Origin of the sequence: Pseudomonas sp. ADPe (genome assembly GCF_014843515.1) — a bacterium.
Classification (GTDB): Bacteria; Pseudomonadota; Gammaproteobacteria; order Pseudomonadales; family Pseudomonadaceae; genus Pseudomonas; species Pseudomonas citronellolis.
In genome coordinates, this window is record NZ_CP062122.1 from 4,576,044 (window position 1) to 4,593,822 (window position 17,779).

Consider the following 17,779-nt stretch of genomic DNA (forward strand, 5'->3'; position numbering starts at 1 on the left):
GTATAAAAAATGAGCAGGAACCCCATCATGAGCGACAAGCCCGTCGAGCTTGAGTTTTCCCAGAAGTACGACCGTCAGCATGCCGAGCGCTACCTGCGCAAGCATCGCAGTGGGCTGTCCCGGAAACTTTCCCATTGGCGCGATGTCCAGATCGCCCGCCAGGCACTCAAGCTGGCCGGCCAGCCGAACCTGGTGCTGGACCTGCCGTGCGGCGCCGGTCGCTTCTGGCCGATGCTGGCCGAGAAGGACAACCGGGTGATCATCGGCGCGGACAATTCCGCCGACATGATCGCCGTGGCCTGCGCCGGCCAGCCGGAGGAGGTTGTCAAACGCGTGCGGCCTTTGCAGACTTCGGCGTTCGCCATCGATTTGCCGGACAACGCCGTCGACAGCATTTTCAGCATGCGCCTGATGCACCACATCGGTGAACCGAGCGACCGCATGACCATGCTGCGCGAGTTCCACCGCGTGACCCGCGACAGCGTGATCCTCTCGCTGTGGGTCGACGGCAACTTCAAGGCCTGGAAACGCCGTCGCGCCGAGGAAGGGCGCAAGAAGCACGCGTACCAGAACCGCTTCGTGATTCCTGCCCGCAGCATCGAGGAGGAGTTCCGCCAGGCCGGTTTCTCGGTGCAGGACCATATCGATTTCGTCCCGCTGGTGCACATGTGGCGGGTCTACATTCTGCGTAAGGAGTAATGATGGGCGCTGATTTGGCCGCTCTGCAGCGAATTTCCGGTGAAGATGCCATCGATCGCTGGTTGCAGATTCCCGGCAAATGGGTAGAGGAGCCGAATCGGCGGCGGGGCGGCGAAAGCGGGGTCCAGCGCGTGCTGACCGACGATGGCCGCCTGCTCTACCGCAAGCAGCAGGTCGGGCATATCTACCGCGACCTGCTGCACCCCTTCGGCTACCCGACCGCCATCCGCGAGCGCGATGCGCTGCAGGCCGCCGCGAGCCTGGGCGTCAAGGTGCCGACCCTGGTCTACGCCGGCTGCCGCAAAGTGGACGGCGAATGGCAGGCGCTGCTGGTCACCGAGTCGCTGGACGGCTACTCGAGCCTGGAAGACTGCTACGCCCGCGGTGACCACGAGCGCTGGGGCGAGGCCGTGCACCAGCGCATTCTGCAGCAGTACGGCAAGACCCTCGCCAGGCTCAACCTGGGCCGCTGGCAGCATGGCTGCCTGTACCTCAAGCATGTCTTCGTCAAGGTCGAGGGCGAGCAGATCGACGTCGCCCTGATCGACCTGGAAAAAGCCCGCCAGCGCTTCAGCGCCCGCCGCGCGGCCCGCCACGACCTGCGCCAGGTGAAGCGCCGTTCGTCGTGGACGGAAGCGCAATGGCAAGCCTTTGTCTATGGTTACGAGGCGGCGTTTGGCAGCGCCATCAAAGGGTTGCAGGCATGAAACTAGAAATCACACGAAGTTTGCTCCTCGTTGGCGCCCTGGGCGTGGCAACGCTGGCGGCGGCTGCCTGGCATGAGCCGGGTCCCGAGGTGATCGGCTCCCATGGCGAGCAGGCCAGCTGCCGTGTGCCGGCGAACGTGCAGGCCAAACAGGCGGCGCGGCCGGACCACGATCTGCTGCTGTTCCTCTTTGGCATGTCGCAGGGTGGTGTCAGCGCGCCACGTTGAGCAGGGTCCGCCTCGGCGGTGAAGAAAAGAATGCCGTTTCTCCCTATGGGGGAAACGGCATTTTTCATGATGCACCGGGGCCCGGCGTGGCCGGTGAATCCAATCGCGGACAAAGTCCGCCCGTGTCTCCCTGAACTCGTAGGAGCAACTGTCTTGCCGGCTGCGCCAAGGCGCGCCTCAACGGATGGGTATCGCTCCGCTCAACGCCATCCTATGGGTCTTGTGTTTGCCGGAGGGCTACGGATTTTCTGCGCCTGCCGAACACATCCCGTTAGACTGCAAGCTGACGACAAGCGAGAGGCGAGCATGGCTGAGTCCGCATTCACCCCCTTCGGCGTGCAGAACCTGCTGGATACCGACTTCTACAAGTTGAGCATGATGCAGGCGGTGTTGCACAACTACCCCAACGTCGAGGTGGAGTGGGAGTTCCGTTGCCGCAACCGCGAGGACCTGCGCCCCTACCTGGCGCGCATCCGCGAGCGCATCGAGGCGCTGGCCGGGTTGAGCTTCAGCAGCGAGCAACTGGCCTTCCTCGAACGCATTCCCTTCTTCAAGCCGGACTTCATCCGCTTCCTCGGCCTGTTCCGCTTCAACATGCGCTACGTGCAGACCGGCATCGAGAACGACGAGTTCTTCCTGCGCCTGAAAGGCCCCTGGCTGCACGTGATCCTCTTCGAGGTGCCTGTGCTGGCCAGCATCAGCGAGGCGCGCAACCTGCAGCGTTATCCACAGGTGACCCTCGACCTGGTGCGCGAGCGCCTGAGCGACAAGCTCGACTGGCTGCGCCGCGAGGCCAGCGCCGAGGAACTGGCCGGCTTCAAGATGGCCGACTTCGGCACCCGTCGGCGCTTCTCCTATGCTGTGCAGGAATGCGTGGTGCGCGAGCTGAAGGCGAGCTTCCCCGGGCGCTTCGTCGGCACCAGCAACGTGCACCTGGCGCGCAAGCTCGACCTCAAGCCGCTGGGCACCATGGCCCACGAATGGCTGATGGCCCACCAGCAGCTCGGCCCGCGGCTGATCGACAGCCAGGCCGCCGCGCTGGACGCCTGGGTCCGCGAATACCGCGGCCAGCTGGGCATCGCCCTGACCGACGTGATCACCATGGACGCCTTCCTGCGCGACTTCGACCTGTACTTCGCCAAGCTCTTCGACGGCCTGCGCCACGACTCCGGCGACCCGCTGGTCTGGGCGGAGAAGGCCATCGCCCACTACGAGAGCCTCGGCATCGACCCGTGCAGCAAGACCCTGGTGTTCTCCGACGGCCTCGACCTGCCGCGCGCGCTGCACATCTACCGCTCGCTGCGCGGGCGCATCGACGTCAGCTTCGGCATCGGTACCCATTTCACCTGTGATATCCCCGGCGTCGAGCCGATGAACATCGTGCTGAAGATGACCGCCTGCAACGGCCAGCCGGTGGCGAAAATCTCCGATACCCCGGGCAAGATGCAATGCAACGACGAGAATTTCGGCCGCTACCTCAAGCACGTCTTCCGCGTCGACGAGGCCCGCGGCTGAAAAGCGCTGCGGCGCCGTTGCGCTCGGGCGCGCGAAGCGCCAGTCTTGCCGGGTGACCTTCCGTTCACCAGGGGAGCAAGGATGTCAGCAAGCAACCAACTCATCATCGGCGCCGGTCCCGATGGCCAGGCCGTCAGCCAGCCGTGGAAGCTGGCCAACCGCCACGGCCTGATCGCCGGCGCCACCGGCACCGGCAAGACGGTGACCCTGCAGCACCTGGCCGAGAGCTTCAGCGATGCCGGCATCGCGGTGTTCGCCGCCGACATCAAGGGCGACCTCTGCGGCCTGGGCGCGGCGGGCAACCCGCAGGGCAAGGTGGCCGAGCGCATCGCCTCGATGCCCTGGCTGGGCTACCAGGCCAAGGCCTATCCGGTGAGCCTGTGGGACGTCGCCGGCCACAGCGGCCACCCGCTGCGCACCACCCTCAGCGAGATGGGCCCGCTGCTGCTGGGCAACCTGCTGGAGCTGACCGACAGCCAGCAGGCCGCGCTCTTCGCCGCCTTCAAGGTGGCCGACCAGCAGGGTCTGCTGCTGCTCGACCTGAAGGACCTCAAGGCGTTGCTCAATTACCTCAAGGACCACCCGGAAGTGCTCGGCGACGACCGCGCGCTGTTCACCGGCGCCTCGTCCCAGGCGCTGCTGCGGCGCCTGGCGACCCTGGAACAGCAGGGCGCCGAGGCCTTCTTCGGCGAGCCGGCGTTGCAGCTGGAAGACATCCTGCGCCCGGATTCCGACGGCCGCGGGCGCATCCACCTGCTCGACGCCAGCAAGCTGGTGCACGAGGCGCCCAAGGTCTACGCCACCTTCCTGCTCTGGCTGCTGTCGGAACTGTTCGAGCAACTGCCCGAGCGCGGCGATGCCGACAAGCCGGTGCTGGCGCTGTTCTTCGACGAGGCGCACCTGCTGTTCAACGGCACGCCCAAGGCCCTGCACGACCGCCTGGAGCAGGTGGTGCGGCTGATCCGCTCCAAGGGCGTGGGTGTGTACTTCGTCACCCAGTCGCCCAGCGACCTGCCGGACGACGTCCTGGCCCAGCTCGGCCTGCGCATCCAGCACGGCCTGCGCGCCTTCACCGCGAAGGAGCAGAAATCCCTGCGCGCGGTGGCCGACGGCTTCCGCCCGAACCCGGCGTTCGACACCCTGAAGGTGCTCACCGAGCTGGGCATCGGCGAAGCGCTGGTGGGCACCCTGGAAGAGAAGGGCACCCCGGCCATGGTCCAGCGCGTGGCCATCGCCCCGCCGCAGTCGCGCATCGGCCCACTGACCGATGCCGAGCGCGCGCAGATCATCCGCACCTCGCCCCTGGCCGGGCGCTACGACAAGCCGATCGACCGCGAATCGGCCTACGAGCGCCTGACCGGCCGCACCGACGACAAGATGGCGCCCAGCGAAACCAAGGCCGACGCCGGCAGCAGCCTGGGCAGCATGGCCGGGGAAATCCTCGGCAACCTGGCCAGCCAGACCATGAAGACGGTGGTGCGCCAGGCCGCCAACCAGATTGGCCGCGAGCTGGTGCGCGGGCTGATGGGCTCGCTGCTGGGCGGCAAGCGGCGGTAGGTGGGCATATCGCTTACAGCCGGCGCCGCGATGCTCTTCGTAGGATGGGTTGAGCTTGCGAAACCCATGCGGTTGCGCTGATGGGTATCGCTTCGCTCAACGCCATCCTACGAAAAGCCGTGCTTCCTGGAACCGTAGGAGCGGACTCCGTCCGCGATGGGCCGGGCATGAGATCGGTGTATCGGCGTATAACCGCGAACGGTTATTCGCCCTACGGGTGCCCATGCCCCGCACCCCTGTAGGAGCGCGCCCTGCGCGCGATTCGCGGGCAGGGCCCGCTACTGCAGGTAGCCTCTTGCGAACATGAAAAAGGCGCCCGCAGGCGCCTTGTTCATGGATGGCGGTTCAGATACGGAAGCTGTCCACCAACTGCCGCAGCCGCCCGGCCTGGGTCTCCAGGTCGGCGCAGGCGCGCAGGGTGGCCTTGAGGTTCTCCACGCCCTCCTGGTTGAGGGTGTTGATCTCGGTGATGTCCATGTTCAGCGAGTCGACCACCGCGGTCTGTTCCTCGGTGGCGGTGGCTACCGACTGGTTCATCGCATCGATCTCGCTGATCCGCCCGGTCACGCTGGCCAGGCGCTGGCCGGCGCGGTTGGCGATCTCCACGCTCTCCAGGCTGTAGCGCTGGCTTTCGCCCATGGTGGTGACCGCCTCGCGGGCACCCACCTGCAGTTCCTCGATCATGCCCTGGATCTGCTGCGCGGCTTCCTGGGCGCGGTGCGCCAGGTTGCGCACCTCGTCGGCGACCACGGCGAAGCCGCGGCCCGCCTCGCCGGCGCGGGCGGCTTCGATGGCGGCGTTGAGCGCCAGCAGGTTGGTCTGCTCGGAGATGCCCTTGATCACTTCGAGAATCTGCCCGATGTTCACCGTGCGGCTGTTCAGCGACTCGATGTGGGTGCTGGCGTAGCTGATCTTCTCCGACAGCTGGTTCATCGCGCTGATGGTCTGCTCCACTACCTGACGGCCGTCGCCGGCCTGGTGGCTGGCGTCGCTGGCGTGGTGCGAGGCATCGGCGGCGTTGCGGGCGATCTCCTGGGCGGCGGCGCCCAGCTCGTTGATCGCCGCGGCCACGCTGTTGGTGCGGTTGGCCTGCTCGTCGGAGTTGGCCATGGACGAGTTGGAGGCGTTGACCACCAGTTGCGACACGTCATGCAGTTGGCGCGCGGTGCCGGCTACTTCGCGAATGGACTCGTGGATGCGCTCGACGAAGCGGTTGAAGGCTTCGGCCAGGGCGCCGAACTCGTCGCGGCTGTGCACCGCCAGGCGCTTGGTCAGGTCGCCTTCGCCCTGGGCGATGTCCTGCATGGCGCGGCCCATGGCGGTGAGCGGCTGCATCAGCACGCGGATCAGCATGCCCAGCAGCAGGAGGATCGCGACTATGGCGACCAGCGCGGCTATCACCGCCGAGGTGCGGAAGGTGCTGAGCATGGCGTAGGCCTTGTCCTTGTCGATGGACAGGCCGATGTACCAGTTCACCGAAGGCAGGCCCTTGACCGGGGCGAAGGCGAGGATGCGGGTAGAGCCGTTGAGCTCGCTCTCGCTGAAGCCGCTGCCGATCCGCGGGGTGTTCTGCGGGTAGATTTCGCTGAGGTTCTTCATCACCTGCTGCTTGTCCGGGGCGACCAGCACCTTGCCGTCGCCGCTGACCAGGAAGGCGTAGCCCATGCCGCTGAAGTCCAGCGAGTTGATGATCTGCACGATGGCCTGCAGGTTGAGGTCGCCGCCGACCACGCCCACGGTCTTGCCGGCGGCTTGGGCCGGCGTGGCGATGGTGATGATCAACTGGCCGGTGGCGGCATCGACGTAGGGTTCGGTCAGGGTGGTGCCGCCGGCGGCCAGGGCGTCCTTGTACCAGGGGCGGGTGCGCGGGTCGTAGCCGTCGGGCATCTTGTCGTCCGGGCGCATGGTGAAGCTGCCGTCGGCCTGGCCGAGGTAGGTGAAGCTGAAGGTCGAGGTCAGCGCCTTCTGCTCCAGCAGGCCGCCGAGGCTGGCCGGCGCGCTGTCGCGGCCGATGCTCTGGGCGGTGTGTTCCACCAGCAGGATGCGCCCGCTGAGCCAGTTCTGGATGTTGCTGGCGGTGACTTCACCCATTTCCTGCAGGTAGGACTCCAGGTCCGCGCGGATGGCGTTGCGCTGCAGGGAGTCGTTGTACAGGGTGAAGAGCGCGAATGCGGCGAAAACCACCAGAGAAGCGGCCAGCAGTATTTTGTGGCTGAACTTCAGGTTCTTCATCATCTTGTTTTTGCATCCAGGGATGGGGCCAGTGATTTGGGGGCCTCGGCGATGGTTCCGAGCCCCCGGACTACAGACCGCGCGCCGGGTGGGGCGGCGGTGGGGCCGCCCGCGGGTGACGTGCGGCCGGTGGCACTCCTGTGCCGGGAAGCCCTTGCCCGGGGCTGAAGCGCCGGCTGATGCGGCTTTCAGACAAGAAGTCGGCATTTTCCGTAGGAAGCTTTAGCGAGGCGGACGAACGGTAGCGGCCGGAGGGTGAAAGGCAGAGAAGTGTGTAGGGCGTATAACGCTCCGCGTTATACGCCGCTTGGCCTTGGTTCCAGGCCCTTGCATGGTCGAGCCCGAACCTCTGTTTCCGCGCATTCCGGGCTCGGCCAGGAGGTTGGCCTGTGGATGAGGTGTATCGGCGTATAACCGCGAACGGTTATACGCCCTACGGGTGCCCATGCCTCGCACCCTTGTAGGAGCGCGCCCTGCGCGCGATTCGCGGGCAGGGCCCGCTCCTACAGATGGCATCTTGCGAACATGAAAAAGGCGCCCGCAGGCGCCTTGTTCATGGATGGCGGATCAGATGCGGAAACTGTCCACCAGGTGCCGCAGCCGCCCGGCCTGGGTTTCCAGGTCGGCGCAGGCGCGCAGGGTGGCCTGGAGGTTTTCCACGCCTTCCTGGTTGAGGGTGTTGATCTCGGTGATGTCCATGTTCAGCGAGTCGACCACCGCGGTCTGCTCCTCGGTGGCGGTGGCCACCGACTGGTTCATCGCGTCGATCTCGCTGATGCGCCCGGTCACGCTGGCCAGGCGCTGGCCGGCGCGGTTGGCGATTTCCACGCTCTCCAGGCTGTAGCGCTGGCTTTCGCCCATGGTGTTGACCGCCTCGCGGGCGCCCACCTGCAGTTCCTCGATCATGCCCTGGATCTGCTGCGCCGATTCCTGGGCGCGGTGCGCCAGGTTGCGCACCTCGTCGGCCACCACGGCGAAGCCGCGGCCCGCCTCGCCGGCGCGGGCGGCTTCGATGGCGGCGTTGAGCGCCAGCAGGTTGGTCTGCTCGGAGATGCCCTTGATCACTTCGAGGATCTGCCCGATGTTCACCGTGCGGCTGTTCAGCGCCTCGATGTGGGTGCTGGCGTAGCTGATCTTCTCTGACAGTTGATTCATCGCGGCGATGGTCTGCTCCACCACTTGGCGGCCGTCGCCGGCCTGGTGGCTGGCGTCGCTGGCGTGGTGCGAGGCATCGGCGGCGTTGCGGGCGATTTCCTGGGCGGCGGCGCCCAGTTCGTTGATCGCCGCTGCCACGCTGTTGGTGCGGGTGGCCTGCTCGTCGGAGTTGGCCATGGACGAGTTGGAGGCATTGACCACCAGCTGCGACACGTCATGCAGCTGGCGCGCGGTGCCGGCCACTTCGCGGATGGACTCGTGGATGCGCGCGACGAAGCGGTTGAAGGCCTCGGCCAGCAGGCCGAACTCGTCGCGGCTGTCGACCTTCAGGCGCTTGGTCAGGTCGCCCTCGCCCTGGGCGATGTCCTGCATGGCGCGGCCCATGTCGGTGAGCGGCTGCATCAGCACGCGGATCAGCATGCCCAGCAGGAAGATGATCGCGACGATGGCGACCAGGGTGGCGATCACCGCCGAGGTGCGGAAGTCGCTGAGCATGGCGTAGGCGGCGCTCTTGTCCAGCACCAGGGCGACGTACCAGGACACCCCCGGCAGGCCCTCGACGCGGGTCATGGAGACCAGTTGCGTATGGCCGTCGACTTCCACTTCCTGCACGCCGGGGCGGACCTGCGGCGCGCCGTGCGGGTAGACCTCGGCGAGGTTCTTGAACACCTTCGCGTCGTCCGGGTGCAGGAGGATCTTGCCGGCGTCGCTGACCAGGAAGGCATAGCCGTCGCCGTCGAACTTCAGCGAGTTGAGGATGGCGGTGATGGTCTGCAGCTTCATGTCGCCGGCGGCCACGCCGACCAGTTGGCCGTTGCGCATGACCGGCATGGACATGGCGAGGATCTGCTCCTTGGTGCCGGCGTCGAGGAAGGGCTCGGTGACGATCAGCCGGCCGGCGGCCGCGGCGTCCTTGTACCAGCCGCGCTGGCGCGGGTCGTAGCCGTCGGGCATGGGCGAGTAGGGGCGCATGGTGAAGACGCCGCTGGCGGCCTCGCCCAGGTACACCGATTCGAAGTTCCGCTGCAGCACCTGCTGCTCCAGCACGTGCTGGATGCGCTCGGCGGTGGGCTCGCCATCGGCCAGTTGCGCGGCTTCCATCTCCACCAGGTGGATGCGGCCTTCCAGCCAGCTCTGGATGTTGCTGGCGGTGAGGCTGCCGATCTCGCGCAGGTAGGAGTCGGTGTCCTCCTGGATGGCGCGGCTCTGGCGGAAGTCGTTGAAGAAGATGAAGCAGGCGAAGGCGAAGATCACCACGAGGGAGGCCGCCAGAAGGATCTTCTTGGCGAAGGACAGCGAGCGAAGCATGGGTAGAGCATCCTGCGGGAACGACGGTGTGGGCAGGTTGTATCGGCCGTTTTCTGTAGGACTTTAGCTTTGTGATGGGAAAATGACGTCAGAAAAGAATGACGGATCCCGCGGGCATCGTTCAGGTGAATGCCAGTTGCAGCAGATAGCCGGTAAAGATCGAGAAAGCGAAGGGAAATGACTTGGAACGGCTGGCATCGAAGGATTTCAGCCGCGCCACGACGGGCTGCGGAAGCCTGTTCGAGTCGATCGAAAGCCTGCTGCCCAGCATCAGCAGCAGCGTCGCCAGGCAGGCCAGGCCCAGGCTGTAGAGCAGGGTGTCGGGGTCGCTGGCCAGGCCCAGCGCGGCCAGCAGCTTGACGTCCGCCGCGCCCAGCTTGCCGAGCCAGTAGCCGGGCAGGCTCAGCGAGAGGCCCAGGGCCGCCGCGGCGAGGGCGGCCGCCACGGAATGCTGGGTCAGGCTGTGGCCGTGCAGGTACAGGTAGGCGGCGGCCGCGGCCAGGCCGCCGAGGGTCAGCAGGTTATCCACCTTGCGGCGGCGCAGGTCCTGGTAGGCACAGGCGGCCAGCCAACCGAGCAGCATCCATGTCGCCAGCATTCGCTCGTGTCCTGCTCAGGTCAGGCCCGGATGGCCAGGCGACGCCTGCGCGGGGCAGGCGTCGGCGGGGCCGTCAGTAGAAGCGCGAGGCCAGCCAGAACAGGCCGGCGGCCAGGGCCATGGAGGTGGGCAGGGTGAGGATCCAGGCCATCAGGATGTTGCGCACGGTGCCGCCCTGCAGGCCGCTGCGGTTGGCGACCATGGTGCCGGCCACGCCCGAGGACAGCACGTGGGTGGTGGACACCGGCAGGCTGTAGAGGTTGGCCATGCCGATCGCCGCGGTGGCGGTGAGCTGGGCGCTGATGCCCTGGGCGTAGGTCATGCCCTGCTTGCCGATCTTCTCGCCGACGGTGAGCACCACGCGCTTCCAGCCGACCATGGTGCCCACGCCCAGGGCCAGGGCCACCGCGATGATCACCCAGAAGGGCGCGTATTCGGTGGTGCTGGTCAGGTCCTTGCGCAGCTTCTCCAGGTCGGCCTTCTCGCGCGCCGGCAGGCTGTCGAGCTTGCCGACCTTCTTCGCGGTGTCGTCCAGGCACAGCAGGTAGCGGCGCACCTGCACGCGGCTGTCGGCGGACAGCTCGTTGTAGCTGGAGATGCCCTTGATGTCGCTCAGCAGGCCCTTGAGGGTGGATTCGGTCTGCTTTGCTTCGCAGCGGTACAGCTCGGGCATCTCGCCGTCGGCGCCCTTGCCCAGGGCGAGCATGTCGCCGAGCACGTCGGTGTGGCGCTGGTAGAACTGGCTGAGGTGGATGGCGGCGTCGCGGGTGCGTTCGATCTGGTAGGTGGTGCTGTTCAGGTCGAGGACGAACTTGGCGGGGACGATGCCGATCAGCACCAGCATGATCAGGCCGATGCCCTTCTGGCCGTCGTTGGAGCCGTGGACGAAGCTCACGGTCATGGCCGAGAGCACCAGCACCAGGCGGTTCCAGAACGGCGGGTGCTTCTTCTCGTCGACTTCGCGGCGGGTTTCCGGGGTCTTGTGCATCTTCGACAGCGGGTACATCCACTTCAGGCCGATCAGCACCAGGGCCGCGACGATGAAGCCGGCCAGCGGCGAGAAGATCAGCGACATGGCGATGTCGATCGCCTTCTGCCAGTTCACCCCGTCGGCCAGCGGCACGCCGGTGATGACGGCGTTGGCCAGGCCCACGCCGAGGATCGAGCCGATCAGGGTGTGCGAACTGGAGGCGGGGATGCCGAAGTACCAGGTGCCCAGGTTCCAGGCGATGGCCGCGGCCAGCAGCGAGAACACCATGGCCAGGCCGTGGCCGCTGTTGACGTTGATCAGCAGTTCCACCGGCAGCAGGTGCACGATGGCATAGGCCACGCCGACGCCACCGAGCAGCACGCCGAGGAAGTTGAAGATGCCGGAGAGGATGACCGCGCGGTAGGGCGACATGGCCTTGGTGTAGATCACCGTGGCCACCGCGTTGGCGGTGTCATGGAAGCCGTTGATGAACTCGAAGGCCAGGACGAAGCCCAGCGCCAGCACCAGGCTGATGCCTACCCAGAGGTCGAGTCCGCTGAAGAGATCGAACATGAAGTTTCTGTGACCGGTCGGTGACGGGGCGGCGATTATGCCAGAAGCGATAGGATGTCGTCTGAAACCTGAAGCGATTCTCGGAATCCAGCGACACCCGGTCGCACGGGGCTTGCAGCGCTGCGGGCAATGCGCTGCAACGTTTTCGGGGGGCCGTCGCGGCTCAGTTCGCGTCCTGTTCGGCCTGGCGTTGCTGGGCCTTCTGCAGGTCGGTCTGCATCTTCTCCAGTTCCCGGTCGAAGGCCTTGTCCTGCACGGTCGGGCGCTTGCGCCAGGGCTTCTTGTCGGGGTCGGGCTGGGCGGCGTAGAGGGTGACCTCGCCGCCATAGACATCCTTGTAACGCTGTTCCTGGCGCTCCAGTTCGGCGCGCAGTTCGTCTTTCGTCACCTGTGTTCCTGATGGCGTGTGGCTGATGGGGGGATATGCGGGGAAAGCATAGCAGGCGCGATTATAACCGCTGGCGAGGCGCTGTCAGCCGTGACCGGGGCACGCGGGTGGGCTCGCACAAATGTAACAGCAGGCTACGCTCAGGAAGCGATCAACATTCGAGGAGACCGCTCCATGATCAAGCTCCGCCTTCCCCTGCTGCTGTGCGCGCTGTTGTTCTCGGTGCAGGGTTTCGCCGCCAACACCGCCCAGCAGGAAAAGATGAAGACCTGCAACGCCGACGCTACCGCCAAGTCGCTGAAAGGTGATGAGCGCAAGACCTTCATGAGCAGCTGCCTGAAGGCCGGCGGCGGCGATACCGGCAAGAAGCTGACGCCGCAGCAGGAGAAGATGGCCCAGTGCAACAAGGACGCCGCGGCCAAGGCGCTGAAGGGCGATGAGCGCAAGACGTTCATGAGTGGGTGCCTGAAGAAATAGCGGGGGCGGGGCGCAGGTGTGGCCGGGGCGTCCGGCGTGGCCGGTGAACCCGATCGCGGACAAGGTCCGCTCCTACGCCGGTGCTTCCCTGGGGCCATAGAAGAAACTGGCGCTCTTCGTAGGATGGGTTGAGCCTTGGCGAAACCCATGCGGTCGTGGTGATGGGTATCGCTTCGCTCAACACCATCCTACGGGGCATTGCGTTTGTCGGAGGGATAGGACTCTGTCCGCGGTGGAGCCGCGTTCCGCGTTCGTGGGAATAGCGAGGTGGACGGTGCGAGAGGACAAGGCCCGCTCGCTCAAACTCCCGAGCACAATAACCAGGCCACCGCCAGCAGATAGAACAACACCGACCCATCTTCGCTCAACGGCGACTGGACGTAATGACGTGCGTTCATGCCTTCACCTCCGCCGACCAGTAACCCTGGGCATTGCGGAAGGGCTGCCGGGCCATCTGCTCCGGGCGGGTGATGCCGTTGGCGCGCAGGGCGTTGACCAGCGCCGAGAAGGACTTCGCGGTATAGCTCATGGCGGGCTCCTTGCGTTCCGTCAGTGGGGGACGGAGCTATGAAAACGCAACGGCCACCATCAACGGAAATGGAACTTCCTGCTTTCGACTATTGATGAAATCGATGAAAGACCCGGCTCACCAGTCCAGCTGCAACTGGCTGTCGAACTGCCGCGGCCGGCCCGTCAGCGGGTCGTCGAAGGCCAGGTGCCGGGCCAGCAACTGCAGCGGGCGGGAATAGTCGTCGCTGCGCCGCTGCTCTTCCGGCAGCAGCTGTGGATAAAGCGGATCGTTGCGCAGCGCCGCACCCAGGGCGGCCATGTGCACGCGCAGCTGGTGGCGCTTGCCGCTCACCGGGTAGAGCGCGTAGCGCCACCAGTGCTCGCGGCGCTCCAGCACCTCGATGCGGGTTTCGCTGTTGATCGCGCCCTCGGCCTCGCGCATGAGGATGAAGGGCTCGCCGTCCACCAGGCGGCTGCGCCGCACATGGGGGAAGTCCAACTGCGGCAGCGGCGGGGCGATGGCCTCGTAGCGCTTGTGCATGCGCCGCTCGCGGAACAGCGCCTGGTAGGCCGTGCGGCTGGCCGGGTTGGCGGAGAACAGCACCAGCCCGGCGGTGGGCCGGTCGATGCGGTGCAGCGGCACCAGCAGCGGGTTGTCCAGGCGCCGGGCCAGGCGCGCCAGCAGGGTCTGCTCGACGTACTGGCCGGAGGGCGTCACCGGCAGGAAGTGCGGCTTGTCGGCCACCACCAGGTGCTCGTCGACGTGCAGGATGCGTTCTTCGAAGGGGATCGGCGTTTCCGCCTCCACCTCGCGGAAGTAGTGCACGCGCAGGCCCTCGCGGTGCGGTGTGCTGGCGTCCAGCGGCTTGCCCTCGGCGTCCAGCACGCGGCCGCGGGCCAGGCGTTGCAGCCAGGTCTCGCGGGGGATCGCCGGGAAGCGCGCGCACAGGCAGTCGAGCACCGTCGACCAGGGCCCGGCCGGCAGGTGCAGGGTGCTGGCGCGGTGCTGGGCGGCGGAAAACGGCTTCTCGGACATGGGCGGCGGTGGCGGTCGGGGGCGTGCATTAGGCCGCAGATGGGAGTCGCCGTCAAAGGCCGCCCGGCGCTCAGTGGGACAGCCGCGCGGCCAGTTCGTCGACTTCCTCGGCCCAGTCCGAGTCCTCTTCCAGGGCCTCGCGGATGAAGGCCGCCTGGGCCTCGTTCCAGAAGGGCGCGTCGGCCAGGGCCTGGTCCGCGGGCAGGCGGTGCGCGGCGAGGAAGGCGTCGATCTCCTGGCGGCCGCTGGGCAGGCCCAGTTGCTTGAACAGTTCGGCGAAGGTGTGGGGTGTGGTGTCCATGGCGGGCCTCCTGTGGTCGGTCGTGCATCAACTATAGGCGTTCGGCGCGGGCCGGTCGGCCGCGGAATCGATAGGTGGCTTTCAATTTTCCCGGCATCGGGCAATGATGGCGCAGTCCCTGACATCCCCTCGCGCCAGGCCCGTTCATGAGCTCTCCCGAGCAGCGTCCGCACGCCGTCACCCTGCAGATCGTCTCGATCGTCGGTTTCACCTTCCTGCTGTTCCTGTGCATCGGCTTCCTGCTGCCGGTGCTGCCCGGCTTCGTCCACCACGACCTGGGCTTCGACGCCACCACCGCGGGCCTGGTGATCGGCGCGCAATACCTGGCGACCCTCGCCTCGCGGCCGCTGGCCGGGCGCCTGACCGACACCCTGGGGGCCAAGCGCGCGGTGATCTACGGCCTGCTCAGCCTGGCCGGCGGCGGGGCGCTGGTGCTGCTGGCCACCAGCCTGCAGGCGCTGGCCTGGGTGAGCCTGGCGCTGCTGCTGGGCAGCCGCCTGCTGATCGGCTTCGCCCAGGGCCTGATGGGCATCGGCACGGCGAGCTGGGGCATCGCCCGGGTCGGCGCGCAGAACACCGCGCGGGTGATCTCCTGGAACGGCATCGTCTGCTACGGCGGCATCGCCCTGGGCGCGCCGCTGGGCGTGGGCATGGCCGCGCAGCTGGGGCTGTGGAGCCTGGGCGCCGGCATCCTGGCGCTGGCCGGCCTGGGCCTGCTGCTGGCCCGCGGCAAGGCGCCGGCGCCGATCATCGCCGGCACGCGCATGGCCTTCTTCGCCGTGCTCGGCCGGGTACTGCCCTACGGTATGTGCGTGGCCCTGGGCTCCATCGGCTTCGGCAGCCTGGCCACCTTCATCACCCTCTACTATGGCAGCCGCGGCTGGGCCGACCCGGCCTGGTGCCTGAGCCTGTTCGGCATCAGCTTCGTCGGCGCGCGGCTGCTGCTGTCCTGGACCATCAACCGCTTCGGCGGCTTCAACGTGGCGGTGCTCTGCCTGCTGGTGGAAAGCGCCGGCCTGCTGCTGTTGTGGCAGGCGCCGAGCCCGGCCTTCGCCCTGCTCGGCACGGCGCTGACCGGCGCCGGGCTGTCGCTGGTGTACCCGGCGCTGGGCGTCGAGGCGGTGCTGCGCATCCCCGCCGCCAGCCGCAGTTCGGCGCTGGGCGCCTACGCGCTGTTCTTCGACCTGGCCCTGGGCCTGGCCGGCCCGCTGATGGGCGCGGTGGCCGCGCACTCGGACTACGCCAGCATCTTCCTGGTGGCCGCGCTGCTGGCCGCCTGCGGCTTCCTCATCTGCCTCTGGCTGCTGCGCTTCACCCGCCAGCGCCACGAGGAACTGGACTTCGACTAGACTGCGGCATCCCCCGTCGTGACCGCTTCCCATGGACATCGAACTGGCGCGCACCTTCCTGGAAATCGCCCGTGGCGGCAGCTTCGTCGCCGCCGCGCAGCGCCTGCACGTGACCCAGACCACGGTCACCGCGCGGGTGCACAACCTCGAGACGCAGCTGGGCTGCCGGCTGTTCCAGCGCAGCCGCGCCGGCGCCCGGCTGACCGATGACGGCGAGCGCTTCCTCGGCTACGCCAACCAACTGGTGCAGACCTGGGACGCGGCGCGCCGCGACCTGCCGCTGCCGGCGGGCTACCGCGAGGTGCTCAACATCGGCGGCGAGCTGAGCCTGAGCAACCCGCTGATGCTCGCCTGGACGGTGCGCCTGCGCCAGCGCATGCCGGCCCTGGCCCTGCACGCCGAGATCGGCAGCGGCGAGCGCCTGCAGAAGCAGCTGGAGCTGGGCGTGCTCGACGCCGCGCTGGTCTACCGCCCGGACTACTGGCCGGGCATGCAGGTGGAGCAGTTGCTGGAGGAGAAGCTGATCCTGGTGCGCTCGACGCAGCAGCCGGAGCCCTACATCTACATCGACTGGGGCGAGGAATTCCGCCGCCAGCACGATGCCGCGCTGCCCGACCGGGCCCACGCCGCCACCAGCTTCAGCCTCGGCCCGCTGGCCCTGCAGCACCTGCTGCAATGCGGCGGCAGCGGCTACTTCCGCACGCGGGTGGTGCACAGCTACCTGCAGGCCGGGGTGCTGGAGCGGGTACCGCTGGCGCCGGAATTCATCTACCCGACCTACCTGGTGTATTCCCGCGAGAAGGATTCACCGGCGCTGCAGAACGCCCTGGCCATCCTCCGCGAGGTGGTGGCCGGGGACATCGACTGGTCGCAGCGCTGGGACTACGAGGCCTAGACCGCCACCTGCAGGGCGCGCTCGGCCTGCACCTGCGGCTGCAGCCAGAGGTGGCGGAAGGCGGCGATCAGGTCGGTCTGGCTGAGCATGCCGACCAGCCGGCCGGCGCCGTCGACCACCGGCAGGCAGTGGCGGCCCTGGTCGGAGAGCAACTGGATCAGCTCCGGAAGCTGGGCGTCCTCGCGCAGCGATTGCACGCGGTGCGTCATCAGGTTGCCGACGCGCTGGCCGAAGGGCGAGCGCAGGCGGCGCTGGCCGCGGAACAGGTCGCTCAAGGTGAGGATGCCCACCAGGTGGCCGCGGTCGAGCACCGGCAGGGCCTTGAGGTGGTGCTTGTCGAGCAGGCCCCAGGCTTCCTCGATGCGCGCGTCCGGGCTGACCGAGCGGATGTCGCGGGACATGATGTCGCGCGCGCGGATGCCGCCCAGCAGGCGTTCGCTGGCGTGCTTCTCGGCGGCCAGCAGCAGGCGTTCGAGGTCCTCGGGGGTGACGTCGACGAAGCCGCCGGCGCTGGCCAGGGCGCTTTCCAGGTCGTCGGCATGCAGGCCCAGGCGCTCGCCGGGCAGCGGGTCGGCGGTCAGGTGCGGGTTGCTGGCCGGGACGGCGAGCTTGCGCGGGTAGGGCGCGCGGGTGAGGTTGTTGTAGACCAGGGCCACGCCGATCAGCGCCAGCGAGGCCACGCCCACCGGCAGCAGCAGGTGCAGCAGATGCTGGTCCACCAGCGGCCCGCCTACGGCCAGGCTGAAGGCCATGGCCGTGCTCGGCGGGTGCAGGCAGCGCAGGCCGAGCATCAGCAGCACCGCCACCACCATGGACAGCGACGCCTGCGGCCAACTGTGGCCGAGCCAGTGGCCGAGCAGCAGGCCCACCAGCGCCGCCACCAGGTTGCCGCCCAGCAGCGACCAGGGCTGCGCCAGCGGGCTGGACGGCACGGCGATGGCCAGCAGGGCCGAGGCGGCCAGCGGCGGGCCGATGCGCAGCATGGTGTCGACGCCGAACAGCCAGGCGCACAAGGGCATGCACAGGCCCAGGGCGAACCCGCAGCCGAGCACGGCGCGCAGCCAGTCGCGGTTGGACGAGGGGCCGGCGCAGGGCGCCAGGCGGTGCAGCCAGGCGCCGAAGGCAGCGGCTTTCATCGCGGCACCTCGCGGGAGGCGCCGGGAAGGGGGGCAGTCAATGGATGCATGTCACGCAGGCACCGCGCATCACGATTCCGGCCTGGGGCCGGTCGGGCGGGCGCTTCCTTATGGTTGGTCGAGCGGCGTTCTGTCGCAGGGGCGAG

At 67.6% G+C, this 17,779-nt stretch carries 17 protein-coding genes and 1 pseudogene; 8 read left to right on the forward strand and 10 right to left on the reverse strand.

Going from position 1 to position 17,779, the window contains the following annotated elements; genetic code table 11:
• Window positions 1-27 precede the first annotated feature (27 nt).
• From IG194_RS20815 to IG194_RS20835, 5 genes are all read left to right on the forward strand, one after another.
• On the forward strand, window positions 28-699 hold the full coding sequence (locus IG194_RS20815) for a class I SAM-dependent methyltransferase (protein WP_009617980.1): 672 nt from the start codon (window positions 28-30) through the stop codon (window positions 697-699).
• A gap of 2 nt (window positions 700-701) precedes the next feature.
• The gene (locus tag IG194_RS20820; RefSeq protein ID WP_009617981.1) at window positions 702-1,406 is read left to right on the forward strand and encodes a lipopolysaccharide kinase InaA family protein; all 705 of its coding nucleotides are present in this window, start codon (window positions 702-704) and stop codon (window positions 1,404-1,406) included.
• Window positions 1,403-1,633, forward strand: a complete 231-nt coding sequence (locus tag IG194_RS20825; RefSeq protein ID WP_009617982.1) for a hypothetical protein — start codon at window positions 1,403-1,405, stop codon at window positions 1,631-1,633. The genes IG194_RS20820 and IG194_RS20825 overlap by 4 nt, the downstream gene beginning before the upstream one ends.
• Before the next feature lie 306 nt (window positions 1,634-1,939).
• Window positions 1,940-3,148 carry a nicotinate phosphoribosyltransferase gene (gene pncB / locus IG194_RS20830; protein WP_058488627.1) on the forward strand — a complete coding sequence of 403 codons (1,209 nt, stop codon included), beginning with the start codon at window positions 1,940-1,942 and terminating at the stop codon, window positions 3,146-3,148.
• Window positions 3,149-3,229: 81 nt separating this feature from the next.
• Window positions 3,230-4,705, forward strand: a complete 1,476-nt coding sequence (locus tag IG194_RS20835) for a helicase HerA-like domain-containing protein (protein WP_058488628.1) — start codon at window positions 3,230-3,232, stop codon at window positions 4,703-4,705.
• Between the two features lie 345 nt (window positions 4,706-5,050).
• On the opposite strand, the gene IG194_RS20840 is transcribed toward IG194_RS20835, so the two are convergent.
• The 6 genes and pseudogenes from IG194_RS20840 to IG194_RS20860 form a co-directional block, all read right to left on the reverse strand.
• Entirely contained in the window at window positions 5,051-6,940 is a 1,890-nt protein-coding gene (locus tag IG194_RS20840; protein ID WP_058071387.1) for a methyl-accepting chemotaxis protein, read from the reverse strand.
• Window positions 6,941-7,504: 564 nt separating this feature from the next.
• Complete coding sequence (locus tag IG194_RS33360) at window positions 7,505-8,269, reverse strand: methyl-accepting chemotaxis protein (RefSeq protein ID WP_371263883.1); 765 nt, start codon at window positions 8,267-8,269, stop codon at window positions 7,505-7,507.
• A gap of 90 nt (window positions 8,270-8,359) precedes the next feature.
• Window positions 8,360-9,400 (reverse strand): annotated as a pseudogene (locus IG194_RS33365) (cache domain-containing protein); the annotation flags it as partial.
• Between the two features lie 121 nt (window positions 9,401-9,521).
• The gene (locus IG194_RS20850; protein WP_058488629.1) at window positions 9,522-9,998 is read right to left on the reverse strand and encodes a prepilin peptidase; all 477 of its coding nucleotides are present in this window, start codon (window positions 9,996-9,998) and stop codon (window positions 9,522-9,524) included.
• Between the two features lie 73 nt (window positions 9,999-10,071).
• Window positions 10,072-11,541, reverse strand: coding sequence for an inorganic phosphate transporter (locus tag IG194_RS20855; protein ID WP_009617996.1), 1,470 nt, complete (start codon window positions 11,539-11,541; stop codon window positions 10,072-10,074).
• 163 nt (window positions 11,542-11,704) lie between these two features.
• A complete protein-coding gene (locus IG194_RS20860) occupies window positions 11,705-11,929 on the reverse strand; it encodes a hypothetical protein (protein ID WP_009617998.1) in 225 nt (74 codons plus the stop codon).
• A gap of 174 nt (window positions 11,930-12,103) precedes the next feature.
• Here IG194_RS20860 and IG194_RS20865 point away from each other — a divergent pair, with 174 nt between their 5' ends.
• A complete protein-coding gene (locus IG194_RS20865; RefSeq protein ID WP_009618000.1) occupies window positions 12,104-12,406 on the forward strand; it encodes a PsiF family protein in 303 nt (100 codons plus the stop codon).
• Between the two features lie 394 nt (window positions 12,407-12,800).
• Here IG194_RS20865 and IG194_RS33075 read toward each other — a convergent pair whose 3' ends face one another.
• The 3 genes from IG194_RS33075 to IG194_RS20875 all read right to left on the reverse strand — a co-directional run bounded on the left by IG194_RS33075 (window position 12,801) and on the right by IG194_RS20875 (window position 14,253).
• On the reverse strand, window positions 12,801-12,935 hold the full coding sequence (locus IG194_RS33075; RefSeq protein WP_009618002.1) for a hypothetical protein: 135 nt from the start codon (window positions 12,933-12,935) through the stop codon (window positions 12,801-12,803).
• Window positions 12,936-13,052: 117 nt separating this feature from the next.
• The gene (locus IG194_RS20870; RefSeq protein WP_058488630.1) at window positions 13,053-13,952 is read right to left on the reverse strand and encodes a pseudouridine synthase; all 900 of its coding nucleotides are present in this window, start codon (window positions 13,950-13,952) and stop codon (window positions 13,053-13,055) included.
• A 70-nt stretch (window positions 13,953-14,022) separates the two neighbouring features.
• Window positions 14,023-14,253 carry a DUF2789 domain-containing protein gene (locus IG194_RS20875; protein ID WP_009618004.1) on the reverse strand — a complete coding sequence of 77 codons (231 nt, stop codon included), beginning with the start codon at window positions 14,251-14,253 and terminating at the stop codon, window positions 14,023-14,025.
• A gap of 146 nt (window positions 14,254-14,399) precedes the next feature.
• Here IG194_RS20875 and IG194_RS20880 point away from each other — a divergent pair, with 146 nt between their 5' ends.
• Window positions 14,400-15,602, forward strand: a complete 1,203-nt coding sequence (locus IG194_RS20880; protein WP_058488631.1) for an MFS transporter — start codon at window positions 14,400-14,402, stop codon at window positions 15,600-15,602.
• 31 nt (window positions 15,603-15,633) lie between these two features.
• A complete protein-coding gene (locus tag IG194_RS20885; RefSeq protein WP_043272399.1) occupies window positions 15,634-16,497 on the forward strand; it encodes a LysR family transcriptional regulator in 864 nt (287 codons plus the stop codon).
• On the opposite strand, the gene IG194_RS20890 is transcribed toward IG194_RS20885, so the two are convergent.
• Window positions 16,494-17,633 carry an HPP family protein gene (locus tag IG194_RS20890; protein WP_058488632.1) on the reverse strand — a complete coding sequence of 380 codons (1,140 nt, stop codon included), beginning with the start codon at window positions 17,631-17,633 and terminating at the stop codon, window positions 16,494-16,496. The two genes, IG194_RS20885 and IG194_RS20890, sit on opposite strands and share 4 nt — an antisense overlap.
• Between the last annotated feature and the right edge of the window lie 146 nt (window positions 17,634-17,779).